We start from the raw sequence: 16,094 nt of genomic DNA on the forward strand, positions 1-16,094 counted from the left end.
CAATTCCTTTTTAACCTAATGTATGGGTGACTTCCTGCAAATCCTTATCGTCCAGCTCACGCTCGAAACTGCGTAAACGTTTGTAGATGGACATCAGCTCCACCAGCGTAGTCCAGGAGCTAATCAGGTACTGGAACGAACCGCGAACCTGACCAAAAACGTTGGTGATCTGGGTCATCAGACCGAGTGTAATCGTACCCGCAACGATGGACGGGAACAGCAGGAACAACCCGAAAACGTTATCAACCTGAAGATAAAGGATGCGCGCGATATTGAAATACATGTAATGGAAATAGAGGCGGAAGTAATTACGACGTACGGCGCCAAACAGCTCACGCACGGTAGGCGGTGACGCACGGTTGGGATCGTCTTCACCATACACCAGCTCTTTACGGTAGGCCGCTTCCACGCGCTGGTTTTTAAATTCCAGCCCCGGCAGCTTGATCCCCACCACTGCCAGCAGTCCCGTTCCCATCAGCGACCAGACAATCGCGGCAATGACCAGGCCGTACGGCAGATGGCCGACAATCGGCAGTTCCGGAACGTGGGATGAGAGTGTCACCAGCACCGGCAGGAAGGCGATCAGCGTCATGATGGCATTAATAAAGCTCACGCCCATATCTTCCAGTGTAGAGGCAAAACGCATGGTGTCTTCCTGCACACGCTGTGCGGCACCTTCGATATGACGCAGGTGCTGCCAGTGCGCCATATAGTGTTCGTTCATCGCGGTACGCCAGCGGAACACATAGTGACTGACGAAAAAGTTATTCATCACGCCGATCACCACGGCGATGAGGGCGATGCCGAGGAAGATCCCCACCTCATGGTAGAACTGGTTAATGGTCACTTTATGCGGCGAACTCAGCGCCGTCTGGATCAGATCGTAAAACGGCGCATACCAGGCGTTGACCGCCACGCCCACTTCCACCAGGAACCAGGTGACAAAGATGATTAACGACGTGCCGAGAATCGACCAGTATTGCCAGCGGTGAGGCGAATAGATAAACCAGAACATGGCAAAAAGCCCCACGCAGAGCATGTAATAGGCGTAGAAAAGCAGATAGCTCATGGACCAGAAGCGCGCAGCGCTAATGGGAATGTCGCCCGTTGCCCCCGTAAGACGGGTCAGCCACGCGCCGCCACCGGCCTGCCAGAAAATGACAGCCAGCAGTGCCCAAATAAATGCCGACAGGAAAAAGGGCCCCGGCTTTGGGAAAAAAGACTTAAACATTGTGCTTCCTTCTTGTTGTTATGGCTGTTGCTGTGTTTAACATATCGCCACACGAAACCTTGCCTGGGCCAGCCTCCCGGCTCAGGCAAAAAAGTCAGACCTGCGGGTGAATTATTAGTTCGCTTTCCAGTTTTCAAGAATTGTTTCGGTGCGTTTCACCGAAGGCGGGTTGGCAGGGGCGATGAAGTTACGCCAGACATCGTTATAGTGCGCGATCAGAACCTGGGCATCGGCCGCTGGACGATTGGCCGTGGTGTGGGCATCCTCCGCAACCGTGATGTGGTAGCCCCGGCTGACACCGTTTTTAAAGGTGGCATCGACACAATAATCCGTCGCGCAGCCGCAGATAATAAATTCATCGATCCCCTGTTCGCGCAACAGTGCCTCGAGCGAAGTGTTATAGAAGGCATCGCAAGCGGTCTTCGTGACGTAAAACGCCCCTGCCGGCTGGTTGAGATCGGGCAGCAATGCAAACCCTTCGCTCCCCTCCTCTAGCCCACCAGCTTCAGTATGCTGTATGAAAATAACGGCCTCAGCAGCCTGGGTAAGCTGATTGATCAGTGAGACACATTTCTCACTCTGATGGCGCGGCGTCTTAAACACCCCATTCTGCATATCAACCACCAAAACCACACGCTTTTCAGACATACCGTTCTCCGCAATAATGAATGTAACTGGTGACTATCATAAGCCCGATGTCACAAAATGGGAGTCTGGCCGTAAGTAAATTGTGCAAATTTACCCACGGTTACGTTTTTCTCGCTATCGTTATGCAAATCGGACGATTGCCCAACGCCGATTAGTAGTATAACTACCCGTAACTCTCCTTATTCACTGGATGGATGCTTTTCGTTGAAACGTTGTCTGCTCTCTTTCGCCGCGCTGTGTGCGGTGAGCCTGTCCACCGCCCAGGCAGCACAGCCTCTGACGGCACCGGTTCTGGCCTCTGACATTGCCGATCGCTATGCGAACCTTATTTATTACGGCAGTGGTGCGACGGGAATGGCGCTGGTCGTGATCGACGGTAACCAGCGGGTGTTTCGCAGCTTCGGTGAAACACGACCGGGAAATAACGTTCGCCCGCAGCTGGATTCCGTTATCCGTGTCGCGTCGATAACCAAGCTGATGACCAGCGAAATGCTGGTGAAATTGCTCGATCAGGGCGTGGTAAAACTCGACGATCCGCTCAGCAAATATGCGCCACCCGGCGCTCGCGTTCCGACATATCAGGGAACGCCGATCAGGCTGGTGAACCTGGCGACCCATACCAGCGCCCTGCCGCGAGAACAGCCCGGTGGCGCTGCGCATCGCCCTGTCTTTGTCTGGCCAACTCGCGAACAACGCTGGAACTATCTGAGCACCGCAACGCTGAAATCGGCTCCGGGTTCTCAGGCTGGCTATTCTAACCTGGCGTTTGATCTGCTGGCCGACGCGTTAGCAACGGCATCAGGTAAGCATTACCCTCAGCTGTTTGAAGAGCAAATCACGCGTCCGCTCGGGATGAAAGATACTACTTACACCCCCTCCCCGGACCAGTGCAAGCGTCTGATGGTGGCGGAAAAAGGGGCCAGCCCGTGTAATAACACGCTGGCAGCCATTGGCAGCGGTGGGGTTTACTCTACGCCTGGCGACATGATGCGCTGGATGCAACAGTTCCTCTCATCGGATTTTTACGCGCGCAGTAATCAGGCCGACCGAATGCAGACGCTCATCTACCAGCGTGCTCAGTTACGTCGCGTCATTGGTATGGATGTTCCCGGTAAAGCCGATGCCCTCGGCATGGGCTGGGTATATATGGCACCAAAAGATGGTCGCCCGGGTATTATTCAAAAAACCGGTGGGGGTGGCGGATTCATCACCTACATGGCGATGATTCCGCAATCAAACGTGGGCGCTTTTGTGGTGGTCACCCGGTCACCGAACACCCGCTTCGTGAATATGAGTGATGGCGTAAATAACCTTGTAGCCGAGCTGAGCGCCAATAAAGCGCAGGTACTTACGGCCGCTAACTGAGCTTAATAGTCCGTGGGCAAACGGTTGATACTGATCAGTTTGCCCCGGCTCATATTGATGTAGTTCCCCTGACGCAGCGCCGCCAGAACCTCCGCAACCACCGAACGTGATATACGCGTGCTACGCTGAATATGATTCATCACACCAATTTTTGAGCGTAGCGTGTCATCCCACTCGGCCATATTGATTAGCATCGCCCGAATTTGGCTATACGAATTATTTCCGACCAGCTGGATATCACGTTTTCCCAGTAAATGATTTAGCCATGAAAGCCAGCAGAATGCTTCTTGCCAGAGTTGCGCTTCTTGAATAATTTCGCATGCAGTAGAGGCTGGCAAATAAAATCCGGTACAAGGTGTTTGTGCCATCAGAGAATATTCAAGATAGCTGTCATTAATCCATGCACTTAATCCATGAATATAGGGTGCCCGTGCAATACCCACGAGTAATTCATCTGATTTACGGTGAACGACTGTCAGGCCGGATTGTATTACAAATGTCAATGGTTCATCATCATTATTGCCGGTAGTTATAAATTGTTGTGGTTCCGTTTTAAATGGGGTACCGGCGACTTCCAGACACTTTATGAGCCGGCTTAATTCAGAAAGTGGTTTCGCATTAACGTTCATGCATACCTCAAGTCATCTGTATATGTCGGTTCTTTATTATTTTTAAAGCACATAAAAAAGCGGGGGCAAAATCCCCCGCGTTTTTTCTTACCAGGTATATTTCACACCCAGGTTTGCTCCCCAGTTCTGGTCAACGTCACCGCCGCCCAGATAAGTCGCATCAGTGTAAGCACTGAAGTTTTTCGTGAAGCTGAACTGAGTGCCCAGTCCCACGCGAACCGCAGAGCCTTCCACGCCGTTGTCAATGCTGTCATTGTTGATATCAGCATTGTTGTCGGCATCGTCATACACGTAAGCCAGCTTGAAGTAAGGGGTTAATGCCTGCTCGCCACCGTAGTTGAAGGTATAACCTGCATCCACGCCGAGCTCATAACGCATACTGTCGTAAGACTGGCCATCGATACGCATGTCGTTGCTTAACTGATAGTCATCACCGGACTGGAACAGGCCAGAGATCGCCGCGTAAGGCGTGACGTAGCCAGACAGGTTTGGTTTCCAGTCATAGCCCAGTTTCATCCCGAAACCAACGGCGTCAGTCGTGGTATTACCGTCAACATACTGACCGTTGCTCATGGTAGCAGAGAGGTCGTTGTTGAAGCGGGTGTAGCTCATGGAGCTGTCGAGGAAGATGTCGTTCATGAACTTCGCCGACGCGTAGATCATCGCAGTCTGGCTGTCCTGATCGACCTGACCAGTACGATCGCTGATATCACCCTTCGCGAAACCAGCCGCACCACCGACAATCCACTTCGCGTTATTACCGTCGATCTGAGTATCCAGACCCACCATAATGCCGCTTACGTCCTGATCGTAGCTAACGGTGCCATTATCCGCGTCAAAGTTGCCGCCAAAATAGCTCACCCATGCGCCGCCGTTATCTGCCAGGCCATGACGGCTGTTGGTCAGACGGGTACCCACGGTATCCTGTTGCAGATTCCAGATGTTGGTATTAGCAGAAGGAATGCTCAGCGCCATGTTGGCGTAGTCAGTCAGCTCTTCCTGCTGGAGAACAACGGTGTCACCCTTCTGCTGCGCCTGATAGGTGTATGCACCTAAATCAGCTTTGTTTGCCGCAGTAAAGCTGGCAGCGGTATCCGCGTTATTGTCATAGACGCGAATGATCTCTTTGTTTTTGTAGTCAGCTACGGAGCCTGCACCGGTCGCATCGTCGATGCGCACTTTATAGTTACCGGCAACGTCACCGTTCACCGCCAGATGGCCGTCAGAGTTCAGCGCGACAACACCATAGTCGTAGTCCGCTTTATGGCTATCGTTGGTGATATAGCGTGCGTTGTTCAGGTCGCTGTTCAGCACATAATCGCGGCTGGCAACGTTGAGCACACCGCCATCAGTCAGCACCATATTGTGCGTATCAACCTGACCCAGACCCAGCGCCAGCTCTGCACCGTTGTCTACAGTAATGGTGTTGGCATACAGTTCTGCCGTCTCTTCAGTCAGTGCCGCACGGCTGTAGCTATCCAGATACAGACTGTCGGTTGCCACGGCACCGCTGTCGCCAATATTCAAGGTTGAAGCATTGGTCAGGGTGATGGAATCTGCCAGCAGGCCGGAGTTTTCAACATTGACCTGAGACTGGTTGTTCACCGTCAGTGCATCGATGTTGGAGATCTTGCGGGTATCCCACTCGGAACCGTTATCCAGCGCCACGTTGAACAGGCCGCTCTGATACACCTCTTCACCGGCAACGTGACCGTTGCTGTCAAAGGTAGAATCAGGCCAGATGCTATTCGGGGACAATGCGTGCCAGTCTACGTTGCTGTAGCCCTGGCCATACATCTGCGCAGTGCCGATAGCTTCAACGCTGGACTGCGCTGCACCCACCCACTTACTGCCGTTGGTCAGCGTGACATCCAGTTTATCGGTACCATCCCAGCCGTTGGTGGTTGGGTTATAGACGCCATCTTCTGTGGTATCCGTTGCCGGATCGCCATTCTCGTAGAAGTTGTTATCAAAGGTGCTGGAGAAAAGAATGTCACCCGTAACGGTAGAGTGATCGAAGGTAGCGGTGGTCTGCATGGCGTTATCAGACGCACTGGCAGCAACGATCAGCGCCGCATCATCCGCAGCCGTGGCGTTGGTTTCACCGTAGTCGCTTGGCTTCGCCGTTTGACCGTAGAAGCCGCTGGTACCCAGATCGCTGTATGCGCCAGAGGTCAGCACAGAGTCTTTCACCACCAGCGTATCGGTAAAGATATTGCTGCTGTTAGCAACGCCTTCAACACCGTCGTATGGCGTGTTATCAAGCTCCTGATAACCCTGCGTCAGCGTGATGCCCGCGATGTGGGAATTGTTCTGAATAACGATATCAGACTCAACATCCAGGGTGATGGCGTTACCCAGACCATAGGTGTCCAGATAATGCGTTTCAGTGGTATCGCCATTAACGACATCATACGCATAATGCTCGTAGGTATCGTTGATGGTGGAGTTATCAACAGTCAGGCTAAAACGATCGTACTGGGTATGCGTAGTGCCGTCAGTATCCACGCCTTCTGCACACGTCGTGGTCATACACTCTGACGTGATCATGCCGTTAATGGTGCTGTTAGAAATACTCAACGCGTTCGCACGGCCATTGACACCATCATCCAGATAGTATGTCGAAATAACTCCGTTTACGGTTGATTTATTGATGACTGGATAAATGTCACCATCATGTGTGGCATCTGAATAATCCCAGTCAGCATAACCATAATACCAGGGCGTGGACGCAGTATTGTCATATCCAAAAGTATTATATGTCGTGCCGGATATATCTTTCGCATTGGCCTGAGAAGCGATAGCCAGTGTGCAGGCTAATGCAAGTTGTGATACAACCAGTTTCTTTTTCCATGTTTGCATTGGGTCATCCCTCCTCAGGGACGTAAGCAAGTTTGTCCATCAAATCATTTGGCAACGTTTAATTGCGGAAGGAATTATGCAGTTTCACTTCGAAAAGGTTCAATGAATGATTCCATTAAGTCCGTATTCAGACAAATAAGCTTATAAACCCAGGACAATATCAATCATTATGAATAAATATTATAAATTCAACTGATTGCAAACTACTTTAGTTGCTTCGACACATATAATAAAAAGCAATAAATCATTTATATTTATAATCCCAAACCAATATAGAAGCCTCACCAATATCACATACCACTCTGGACACCATAATAAGATTTATAATATATACAAAATACATGTAGCGTATATTAATCGATTTCGAAAATCTAAAAGACAACTTTAGTAAAACACCACTCTCCGCTTTCAGGTACACTAAGCCTCTTTGTTCCACAAACATCAGGCATACCATGACCGATTTAATTGCTCGTCCCCGTCGCCTGCGCAAGTCACCCGCACTGCGCGCCATGTTTGAAGAGACAACACTGACCTTAAACGATCTGGTGTTGCCGATTTTTGTTGAAGAAGAGATCGATGACTACAAAGCCATCGACGCGATGCCGGGCGTGATGCGCATTCCTGAAAAGCATCTGGCCCGCGAGATCGAACGCATTGCGAATGCGGGCATCCGCTCGGTGATGACGTTCGGTATCTCCCACCACACTGACGCAACCGGCAGTGATGCATGGAAAGAAGACGGCCTCGTGGCACGCATGTCGCGCATCTGCAAAGAGAGTGTGCCGGAGATGATCGTCATGTCAGATACCTGCTTCTGCGAATACACCTCTCATGGCCACTGCGGTGTGCTGTGCGATCACGGCGTGGACAACGATGCGACCCTGCTGAATCTGGGCAAGCAGGCGGTGGTTGCCGCCGCCGCGGGTGCGGATTTCATTGCACCTTCTGCGGCAATGGATGGTCAGGTTCAGGCTATTCGTCATGCGCTGGATGCGGCAGGCTTTACCGACACCGCCATCATGTCCTACTCCACCAAATTCGCCTCCTCCTTCTACGGCCCGTTCCGTGAAGCAGCGGGCACGGCGCTGAAAGGCGATCGTAAAACCTATCAGATGAACCCGCTGAACCGCCGCGAAGCGATTCGTGAATCTCTGCTCGATGAAGCACAGGGCGCAGACTGTCTGATGGTGAAACCGGCCGGCGCGTATCTGGATATCCTGCGCGACATTCGCGAACGCACCGAACTGCCTCTGGGCGCATACCAGGTGAGCGGCGAGTACGCGATGATCAAATTCGCCGCGCAGGCGGGTGCCATCGACGAAGAGAAAGTGATCCTCGAAAGCCTGGGGGCGATCAAACGCGCGGGCGCGGATCTAATCTTCAGCTACTTCGCGTTGGATCTGGCTGAGAAGAAAATTCTGCGTTAATCCGCTTTAGCGCCGGGTGGCTTCGCCATACCCGGCCTACTCTCTGCGCGAATCTTCACTAAACTGCAATACAACCGACATCTCCTCCTTCTACTGTCTGGGCAAGACGGCAGGAGGAGTGATCAATGTTTAGTCTCGACAGCGTTCTTGATGACCTTTGGCCTCAGGCGAGGCCCGGACCCTGGCAAAAAAGTCTGTTAAAAAGACTGCTCCACGAAGACGAATTTCAGCAGTTTGCCGCCAGCCACCGCCACCTGAAAGGGCTGGATATGGTAGAGCAGGTTCTGGAACACCTTGATATTCTCTGCACCATTTCCGCCCGAGACCTCGAACAAATCCCCGAACACGGCCCACTCATTGTGATAGCGAACCACCCGACGGGCACCCTGGATGGGCTGGCGCTACTGTATGCCGTTTCGCGCGTGCGCCGGGACGTCAAGGTTGTCACCAACCGGATGCTGTCTCACCTTGAGCCCCTCAGCTCGTTGTTTATCCCCGTGGACAATATGGGCGGCAGAACCGCAAAAGCATCTCTGGTGAAGATGGAGCAGCACCTGCAAAACGCCGGCGTGCTGATCTTCTTCCCGGCGGGCGAAGTCTCCCGCCCAACGCGTAAAGGCATCCGCGATAAAAAGTGGCATCCGGGCTTTATCAAGCTGGCCAGCAAACTACGGGTACCGCTGCTACCGGTACATATTCAGGCCCACAACAGCCTGCTGTTTTATGCCAGCACCCTGGTATCGCCGACGGTATCCCTGCTGCTGCTGATGCAACAGATGTTTCGCCGCCGTCACAGCCAGCTGCCGATCAAAATTGGCCAGCAGATTGCCTGGAATGATCGGTTTAGCTCTACCCTTTCATCGCGTGAGATGGCCGAGCAGTGCCGTCAGCACGTGATACGACTTGGCAAGGGATTGCCTGGCGTCTTTAAAACCCAGTGCGCCATTGCCCGCCCGGAAGACAGGGCCACGCTGAAGCGGGAGCTGGCGCAGGCCGAATGTCTGGGCAAAACCAGCGATGGTAAAACCATCTATTTGTGGCAGCGCAACGGGCAGGAAGAGGCGCCTCTGCTGCGCGAGCTGGGGCGACTGCGCGAGATTGCCTTTCGCGCCGTGGAGGAAGGCAGCGGAAAGCGCCGGGATACCGACAGCTACGATGATGACTATCTGCACCTTATTCTGTGGGATGATGATGACCTCGAGATTGTCGGCGCGTACCGCTTTATGCCAACGGCCATGCAGGTGGAAAAGTGCGGCGTCGAGGGATTGTACAGTTACAGCCTGTTCCACTACGACGAAAAAATGCAGGACATACTGGAGCACGGCATTGAGCTGGGGCGCAGCTTTATACAGCCGCGCTACTGGGGACGTCGCGGTCTGGACTACCTGTGGTCAGGCATTGGCGCCTATCTGGCGCGCTATCCACATTACCGTTACCTGTTTGGTCCGGTGTCCATCTCCGGCGGCTTACCGCCTGCCGCCCGGGATCTGCTGGTCGCGTTTTATCGTCTCTGGTTTCCGGCCAGCCACCCGTTAGCCGCCTCGCGTCAACCCTACCCGGCGTCACTCCCGGACGTGCTGGCGCAATTTAGCGGGGTGGATTACGTGGATGACCTGACAAAGCTCAAATCCCTGCTCGGCAATCTGGGCTGCGGTATTCCGCCGCTTTATAAACAATATTCCGAGCTATGCGAGCCAGGCGGCGTGCAGTTTATCGATTTCGGCAGCGATCCGGCGTTCAATAACTGTATCGACGGGCTGGTGCTGGTGGATCTGTGTTATCTGAAGGCGAACCGCTATCAGCGGTATATAGAGGCGCACTTAATACCCTCACCCCTGCCCTCTCCCTAAAAGGGAGAGGGTGAAAACCGCACCGGTCAGTCCCCTCGCCCCTTTGGGGAGAGGGTTAGGGTGAGGGGCTCAAACCGCACGGTAGAACGGCTTATCCCCCAAAATCGTCGCCCGCTGCATAATCCTTCGCTGCGGCAGGTAATCCGCATTGGCGTAATGCTGCGTGACGCGGTTATCCCAGATCGCCAGATCGTTCTCCTGCCAGCGCCAGCGCACCTGAAACTCCGGTTTCGTGATATGCGCAAACAGGAAGCTGAGCAGCGCCTCGCTCTCTTTTTCCGTTACGTCCACAATGCGCGAGGTAAACCCTTCGTTCACAAACAGCGCCTGCTTGCCGGTCACCGGATGGGTACGCACCACCGGGTGCAACAGCGGCGGATGCTTTGCGACCGCATCCAGCCAGCGCTGGTGCTCCTCTTCCGTTTTACGGTACTTATACTCCTGGAACGATTTTTTAAAATCATGCTCCGCCCGCAGGCCACTTAGCAAGGTCTGGAACGGCGCGGAGAGCGCCTCAAACGCCGCAATGCCGCTCGCCCACAGCGTATCGCCGCCGGTCTCTGGCAGTAGTTTTGCTGCCAGAATCGCCCCGGCTGGCGGTGTGTCGATAAAGGTAACATCCGTATGCCAGTTGTCATTATCGGGCGGGTTATCGTTATGAGTGTCCAGCACGATAATTTCCTCCACCCCTTCCGCATGCGGGTAGACCGGGTGGATATGCAGGTCGCCAAAACGCAGGGCCAGCGCGCGCTGCTGTTGCGGGGTGATGGCCTGCTCGCGCAGGAACACCACCTGATGGCGCAGCACCGCGTGGTACAGCTGCTCAAACTGGTTATCGCTCAGCGGACGGGTTACGTCCAGGCCCGACACCTGCGCGCCAATGTACGGCCCCAACGGGATAATCGTCAGACGTTCACTCATTGTATTTCTCCATGCCAGGGCGTCAGGCGACGCTGTAGCGTGCGCAGTCCCAGTTCTAATCCAAAGGCGATCGCGGCGATGACCGCGATCCCTGCCAGTACCACGTCAGTCGCCAGGAACTCTCCCGCCGACTGCACCATAAACCCAAGGCCGCGCGTGGCGGCAATCAGCTCTGCCGCCACCAGCGTTGACCAGCCCACCCCAAGGCCGATGCGCAACCCGGTCAATATCTCCGGCAGCGCACCTGGTAAAATGACGAACAGCAGTACCTGCGCGCGGCTGGCGCCGAGCGACTGCGCCGCACGTATGCGTACCTGCTGCGCACTCTTTACGCCAGCCAGAGCCGACATTGCTACCGGCGCAAAAATAGCCAGATATATCAGTAAGATCTTTGACGTCTCGCCGATGCCAAACCAGATCACCATCAGGGGCAGATAAGCCAGCGGCGGTACGGGACGGTAAAGCTCTATCAGCGGGTCGAGAATGCCGCGCACCGTCGGGCTCAGTCCCATCGCAATCCCCACCGGAACGCCAATAATGACCGCCGCCAGCAGCGCCACCAGAATACGCGTCAGACTGGCGCCTAAATGCTGCCAGAGGGTGGCATCCATAAAGCCCTGCGGTCCGGCGATGGCGATCAGTTTTTCCAGAACCTGGCCTGGCGGGGGCAGAAACAGCGGGCTGATCCACTGCTGCGCGGCAACCGCCCACCATACCGCCAGCAACACCACCAGCGTGCTGACGCTTAAGGTGAGCTGGCGAGAGAACGGCCAGCGTAAGGCACGGCGCGTCCGCCGCGTTTTTTCACTGAAGACAATGCTCATGAGAACGCCTCCCGCTGTTCAAACACACGGCTCAGGATGTATTCCCGTTTTTCGATAAATAGCGGGTCTGATTTAATGCTGCGTACTGGCTCTCCCGCCACATAGCGCCGGGCAAACTCAAGCGGCAGACGCTCCAGCACGCGTCCCGGTCCCGGTGAGAGCAGCACCAGCTCCGTCGCCATAAACACGGCCTCTTCGATATCGTGGGTGATTAACAGCACCTGCTTGCCGGTTTCGTGCCACAGGCGCAGCAGCAGGGTTTGCATCTGCTCACGGGTAAAGGCATCCAGCGCCCCGAAAGGTTCGTCCAGCAACAGCAGCTGAGGGTTAGCCGCCAGCGCACGGGCAATCCCGACGCGCTGACGCTGCCCGCCTGAAAGCTGCCAGATAAAGCGTTTTTCAGCCCCCTCCAGCCCGACCTTTTTCAACATGTCGCGCGCCGTATTCAGACGCTGTTCACGCGCTACGCCGGCCAGTTGCAGACCAAACGCAACGTTTTCCTGCACGTTTCGCCACGGAAGTAGCCCTTCGTTCTGGAAGACCACGCCGCGCTCTGCGCCCGGCCCCGTTACCTGTTTTCCTTCGAGTTGGATCGTGCCGTGCTGATACGGTACAAACCCGGCGATCAGGTTCAGCAGCGTCGTTTTCCCGCAGCCGGACGGCCCCAGTACGACCAGCAGTTCACCGCTGTCCAGCGTCAGGTTGATCTCTTTCAGGGCGGGTTTGCCGCCGTAATCGGCAGACAGGTTGGTAATGTTCAGCATCGCAGCCCCCTTATTTCACAAAGCGGTCGGTCACGAACCGGCTGTAATCCGCTGCCACCGCAGGCACTTTGCCCTGCTCTTTCAGGAACGTCGCAGTGTCGACAATCGCTTTGCTCACCGGCCCGTTCAGCTGCTGGACCTGCTGCGCAGGTGTCAGATAGGTGTTGCCTTTCACCAGCCCCGGCACGTCAGCTTCCGGCACGCCGCTCAGACGTGAGAGCTTCTCCAGGTTGGCGGGCTGTTTCAGCCATTCATCCGGATTGCTGATGTAAGGCTGCTGGGCGTCGATGGCGCTTTTGGCGAAGGCTTTCACCACTTCAGGGTGTTTTTCGGCAAAGTCCTTACGAACGACCCAGACATCAAGTGTTGGCGCCCCCCATTGCCCCACTTTTTCGGAGTCGGTCAGCACGGTGCCGTCTTTTTCCAGCTCGTTGACGGCGGGCGCCCAGACGTATGCTCCGTCAATGTCGCCACGCTGCCAGGCGGCAATAATCGCTGGAGGTTGCAGGTTGATGATCTGCACCTGGCCCGGCTTAATACCCCAGTGTTTCAGCGCTGCCAGCAGGCTGTAATGCGTGGTGGAGATAAACGGCACCGCGATGCGTTTGCCAATCAAATCTTCGGGTTTCGTGATGCTTTTCTTCACCACCAGCGCTTCGGAATTTCCGAGCTGCGACGCCAGCAGGAAGACTTCAATCGGCACCTGCTGGCTGGCGGCAACGGCCAGCGGGCTGGAACCCAGGTTGCCAATCTGCACGTCGCCCGAGGCTAACGCCCGCACAATTGCCGCGCCGCTGTCGAACTTGCGCCAGTCGACGTTCGCCCCGCTCGCTTTGGCGAAGGTGTTATCCGCCTGCGCGACTTTCGCCGGTTCCGCGGAAGTCTGATACGCGACGGTGACGTCCACCGCCTGCGCCTGAAATACCCACAGCGCCAGTGCACCAAGTAACGTGATTCGCGATGAAATTGCCATAATGTCTGCTCCCCTTGTTGTTATGAGGGCAGTATTTCCGGCGCGAGAATTTTGATAAAGGAATAAAAAAGAATCGCTAATGACGATTCGTTTTTAGAAAAAAAGCGGGAAAGGATAGTGAATTTTGTGCGGTTGTTTCGCCGGGTGGCGGCTGCGCCTTACCCGGCCTACAAATTGCACGAACCGTAGGCCGGGTAAGGCGCAGCCGCCGCCCGGCAAAGGCCTCAGCGCTGAACCGTCAGCGCAGCAATATCCTGCGGCGTGGTCCGACAGCAGCCGCCAATCAGCTTCGCGCCTGCTTCCAGCCACTGCGGTAAATACCCCGCCAGCGTCTCGCACGTTTCACCGTGGTGATGCCAGGTTTTACTCACCGCATCGTAATGCTCGCCGGAGTTCGGATAGACCACCAGGGGCAGCGACGTCAGGCTGTGCAGATGCGTCAGCGCCGCCGTGGTGTTTTCCAGCGCGATACAGTTAATCCCCAGCGCGACAACCTGCGGGTAGCTTTCCAGCGCAGAAACAACATCCCGCAGCGGCGTTCCGTCGCTCAGGTGCTCGCTGTCACGCAGGGTAAATGAGAACCATGCTCGGGCGCGCGGATACGCCGTCAGCAACGCCGCCAGCGCCTTAATCTCAGTGAACGAAGGCAGCGTTTCACAGGCCAGGAGGTCCGCGCCCGCATCCAACAGCGCCTCTACACGCGGGCGGTGGAAGGCGGTAAATTCTTCAGCGCTACGCACATAATCGCCGCGATACTCGGAACCATCGGCCAGATACGCGCCGTAAGGGCCCACAGATCCCGCCACCAGCAAAGTGCCTGCATTTGCGTTCTCAGCCAGGTACGCTTCGCGCGCTTTGCGTGCCAGCTCTACGCTTTTGCCGATCAGCGTCCGGGATTGCGACTCGTCCAGCCCGCGAGCGGCAAAGCCTGCGGGTGTCGCCTGATAGCTGGCGGTGATCGCCACCTGTGCCCCCGCGCGGTAGTAGTCGAGGTGTACGTCGCGGATCAGCTCCGGATTTTCCATCAGCACTTTGGCCGACCAGAGACTGTCGGCAAGGTTACAACCGCGCGCTTCCAGCTCCGTTGCCATCGCCCCATCCAGCACGACAAACGGCTGTTTTTCAAGGAGGGCGGTAAGCGGATTATTCTGCGACATGTTCAGGCTCCTGCGTGGTCAGATTTCGGGTCAGGTAGTACGCACCATAACACAGGGCGACAAACGGAAGCCCGCAATAAAGGGCAATACGCTGGCTGGGGTCAAACCACAGGCCGACACAGGCCACCAGACAGAGGATAAAGCCAAGCACGGGCACCAGCGGATACCATGGCGCGCGATACTGCAACGCGGATAGCGGCTGGCCGGACTGCACGTGACGGCGACGAAACACGAAGTGCGACGCGCAAATGCTAATCCACACCGCCACCACCGCAAAACCGGAAATGGCTGACAGGGCCACAAACACCGTATCCGGCGCGACCACGCTGGAGAACAGCGCCAGCACGCCGCCCAGCATGGAAACAGAAAGCGCCGTCAGCGGCACGCCGTTTTTGTTGACGCGGGCAAAGCAGCGCGGCAGCGTTTTCTCGTTAGACAGAGACCACAGCATACGGCCCGAGGCGTACAGACCCGAGTTCGCCGCCGAGAGGATCGCCGTCAGGATCACGAAGTTAAAGATATCCGCCGCATACGGAATGCCGACCTTTTCAAACACCAGCACGAACGGACTTTTCTCCACGCCAGCCTGCTGCATCGGGATCAACGCCGCCAGCACAAACACGGTGCCAATAAAGAAGATGATGAGCCGGGCGATGGTGGTGCGAATAGCAACCGGAATAACCTTATGTGGGTTTTCCGTTTCCCCTGCCGCTATGCCGATAAGCTCCGTTCCTGAGAAGGCAAAGTTGACCGCCACCATGGTCATCAGGATCGGCAGGCCACCGTGCGGGAACCAGCCTTCGGCGGTAATGTTGCTTAGTCCCGGCGCGGCAGAGCCGTCCGCCATCGGGATAAAGCCAAAGATGGCCGCGCCGCCGAGAATAATAAAGGCGACGATGGTGATAACCTTGACCAGCGAGAACCAGAATTCCCCTTCCGCGAAAAAGCGCGTGGAAATCACGTTAAGACCAAAGATCACAGCGCAAAACACAACGCACCACGTCCAGACGGGAACCTGTGGGAACCAGTACTGCATGCAGAACCCGGCCGCGGTAAAGCTCGATCCCAGCGCCACTGTCCACGTAAGCCAGTAGAGCCACGCCACGGTATACCCCGTCGCCGGGCCGAGATAGCGGGCGGCATAGACGTGAAACGCGCCGGTTTCCGGCATCGCCACGGAAAGTTCGCCCAGACATTGCATGACCAGCCAGACCACCAGCGCACCGATAAGATATGCCAGCAGCGTGCCCGCCGCGCCGGTTGTCGAGATGATATATCCGGTATTGAAGAATAACCCTGTGCCGATAACGCCACCCAGCGAGAGCATAATCAGGTGGCGGGTTTTCATGGTGCGCTTAAGTTGCCCGTTTTCTTGTTGTGTTTGCATGTTACCTTCTAAACGTATGGACATCTAAACATCCAAAGAAGGAGTGTTATACCGCG

The 16,094-nt window shown here is 55.4% G+C and carries 13 protein-coding genes; 3 read left to right on the forward strand and 10 right to left on the reverse strand.

What is annotated here, in order from left to right:
* Positions 1-10: 10 nt before the first annotated feature.
* Both sbmA and IM282_RS15995 read right to left on the reverse strand, forming a co-directional pair.
* Positions 11-1,231, reverse strand: coding sequence for a peptide antibiotic transporter SbmA (gene sbmA / locus IM282_RS15990; RefSeq protein WP_022647202.1), 1,221 nt, complete (start codon positions 1,229-1,231; stop codon positions 11-13).
* A gap of 114 nt (positions 1,232-1,345) precedes the next feature.
* Positions 1,346-1,879 (reverse strand): isochorismatase family protein, encoded by a 534-nt coding sequence (locus IM282_RS15995; protein WP_022647201.1) that lies wholly within the window; start codon positions 1,877-1,879, stop codon positions 1,346-1,348.
* Between the two features lie 204 nt (positions 1,880-2,083).
* Between IM282_RS15995 and ampH the strand changes: the two genes are divergently transcribed.
* Positions 2,084-3,244, forward strand: a complete 1,161-nt coding sequence (gene ampH / locus IM282_RS16000) for a D-alanyl-D-alanine-carboxypeptidase/endopeptidase AmpH (protein ID WP_192970630.1) — start codon at positions 2,084-2,086, stop codon at positions 3,242-3,244.
* A gap of 2 nt (positions 3,245-3,246) precedes the next feature.
* Here ampH and IM282_RS16005 read toward each other — a convergent pair whose 3' ends face one another.
* Both IM282_RS16005 and IM282_RS16010 read right to left on the reverse strand, forming a co-directional pair.
* Complete coding sequence (locus IM282_RS16005) at positions 3,247-3,873, reverse strand: helix-turn-helix domain-containing protein (protein WP_022647199.1); 627 nt, start codon at positions 3,871-3,873, stop codon at positions 3,247-3,249.
* 87 nt (positions 3,874-3,960) lie between these two features.
* Positions 3,961-6,735, reverse strand: a complete 2,775-nt coding sequence (locus IM282_RS16010; RefSeq protein ID WP_023305556.1) for an autotransporter outer membrane beta-barrel domain-containing protein — start codon at positions 6,733-6,735, stop codon at positions 3,961-3,963.
* A gap of 452 nt (positions 6,736-7,187) precedes the next feature.
* Here IM282_RS16010 and hemB point away from each other — a divergent pair, with 452 nt between their 5' ends.
* Both hemB and IM282_RS16020 read left to right on the forward strand, forming a co-directional pair.
* Entirely contained in the window at positions 7,188-8,162 is a 975-nt protein-coding gene (gene hemB / locus IM282_RS16015; RefSeq protein ID WP_003859169.1) for a porphobilinogen synthase, read from the forward strand.
* 125 nt (positions 8,163-8,287) lie between these two features.
* Entirely contained in the window at positions 8,288-10,012 is a 1,725-nt protein-coding gene (locus IM282_RS16020; RefSeq protein WP_192970631.1) for a lysophospholipid acyltransferase family protein, read from the forward strand.
* Positions 10,013-10,081: 69 nt separating this feature from the next.
* On the opposite strand, the gene tauD is transcribed toward IM282_RS16020, so the two are convergent.
* The 6 genes from tauD to mmuP all read right to left on the reverse strand — a co-directional run bounded on the left by tauD (position 10,082) and on the right by mmuP (position 16,038).
* A complete protein-coding gene (gene tauD / locus IM282_RS16025; RefSeq protein WP_023305554.1) occupies positions 10,082-10,933 on the reverse strand; it encodes a taurine dioxygenase in 852 nt (283 codons plus the stop codon).
* Positions 10,930-11,757: a taurine ABC transporter permease TauC gene (gene tauC, locus IM282_RS16030; RefSeq protein ID WP_022647195.1), complete on the reverse strand. Its 828-nt coding sequence runs from the start codon at positions 11,755-11,757 to the stop codon at positions 10,930-10,932. The genes tauD and tauC overlap by 4 nt, the downstream gene beginning before the upstream one ends.
* A complete protein-coding gene (gene tauB, locus IM282_RS16035) occupies positions 11,754-12,521 on the reverse strand; it encodes a taurine ABC transporter ATP-binding subunit (RefSeq protein ID WP_046620594.1) in 768 nt (255 codons plus the stop codon). The genes tauC and tauB overlap by 4 nt, the downstream gene beginning before the upstream one ends.
* A gap of 10 nt (positions 12,522-12,531) precedes the next feature.
* On the reverse strand, positions 12,532-13,494 hold the full coding sequence (gene tauA / locus IM282_RS16040) for a taurine ABC transporter substrate-binding protein (RefSeq protein ID WP_038415446.1): 963 nt from the start codon (positions 13,492-13,494) through the stop codon (positions 12,532-12,534).
* 224 nt (positions 13,495-13,718) lie between these two features.
* The gene (gene mmuM, locus IM282_RS16045; protein WP_058645979.1) at positions 13,719-14,651 is read right to left on the reverse strand and encodes a homocysteine S-methyltransferase; all 933 of its coding nucleotides are present in this window, start codon (positions 14,649-14,651) and stop codon (positions 13,719-13,721) included.
* Entirely contained in the window at positions 14,638-16,038 is a 1,401-nt protein-coding gene (mmuP, locus tag IM282_RS16050; protein ID WP_023305550.1) for an S-methylmethionine permease, read from the reverse strand. The genes mmuM and mmuP overlap by 14 nt, the downstream gene beginning before the upstream one ends.
* Between the last annotated feature and the right edge of the window lie 56 nt (positions 16,039-16,094).

It is taken from the genome of Enterobacter cloacae complex sp. P29RS (assembly GCF_014893445.1).
Lineage (GTDB): Bacteria > Pseudomonadota > Gammaproteobacteria > Enterobacterales > Enterobacteriaceae > Enterobacter > Enterobacter intestinihominis.

What these genes read in the sequence shown, in the direction of transcription:
- sbmA (WP_022647202.1), bottom strand. Translation starts at nt 1,231, where the DNA reads ATGTTTAAGTCTTTTTTCCCAAAGCCGGGGCCCTTTTTCCTGTCGGCA.
- IM282_RS15995 (WP_022647201.1), bottom strand. Translation starts at nt 1,879, where the DNA reads ATGTCTGAAAAGCGTGTGGTTTTGGTGGTTGATATGCAGAATGGGGTG.
- IM282_RS16005 (WP_022647199.1), bottom strand. Translation starts at nt 3,873, where the DNA reads ATGAACGTTAATGCGAAACCACTTTCTGAATTAAGCCGGCTCATAAAG.
- IM282_RS16010 (WP_023305556.1), bottom strand. Translation starts at nt 6,735, where the DNA reads ATGCAAACATGGAAAAAGAAACTGGTTGTATCACAACTTGCATTAGCC.
- hemB (WP_003859169.1), top strand. Translation starts at nt 7,188, where the DNA reads ATGACCGATTTAATTGCTCGTCCCCGTCGCCTGCGCAAGTCACCCGCA.
- IM282_RS16020 (WP_192970631.1), top strand. Translation starts at nt 8,288, where the DNA reads ATGTTTAGTCTCGACAGCGTTCTTGATGACCTTTGGCCTCAGGCGAGG.
- tauD (WP_023305554.1), bottom strand. Translation starts at nt 10,933, where the DNA reads ATGAGTGAACGTCTGACGATTATCCCGTTGGGGCCGTACATTGGCGCG.
- tauC (WP_022647195.1), bottom strand. Translation starts at nt 11,757, where the DNA reads ATGAGCATTGTCTTCAGTGAAAAAACGCGGCGGACGCGCCGTGCCTTA.
- tauB (WP_046620594.1), bottom strand. Translation starts at nt 12,521, where the DNA reads ATGCTGAACATTACCAACCTGTCTGCCGATTACGGCGGCAAACCCGCC.
- tauA (WP_038415446.1), bottom strand. Translation starts at nt 13,494, where the DNA reads ATGGCAATTTCATCGCGAATCACGTTACTTGGTGCACTGGCGCTGTGG.
- mmuM (WP_058645979.1), bottom strand. Translation starts at nt 14,651, where the DNA reads ATGTCGCAGAATAATCCGCTTACCGCCCTCCTTGAAAAACAGCCGTTT.
- mmuP (WP_023305550.1), bottom strand. Translation starts at nt 16,038, where the DNA reads ATGCAAACACAACAAGAAAACGGGCAACTTAAGCGCACCATGAAAACC.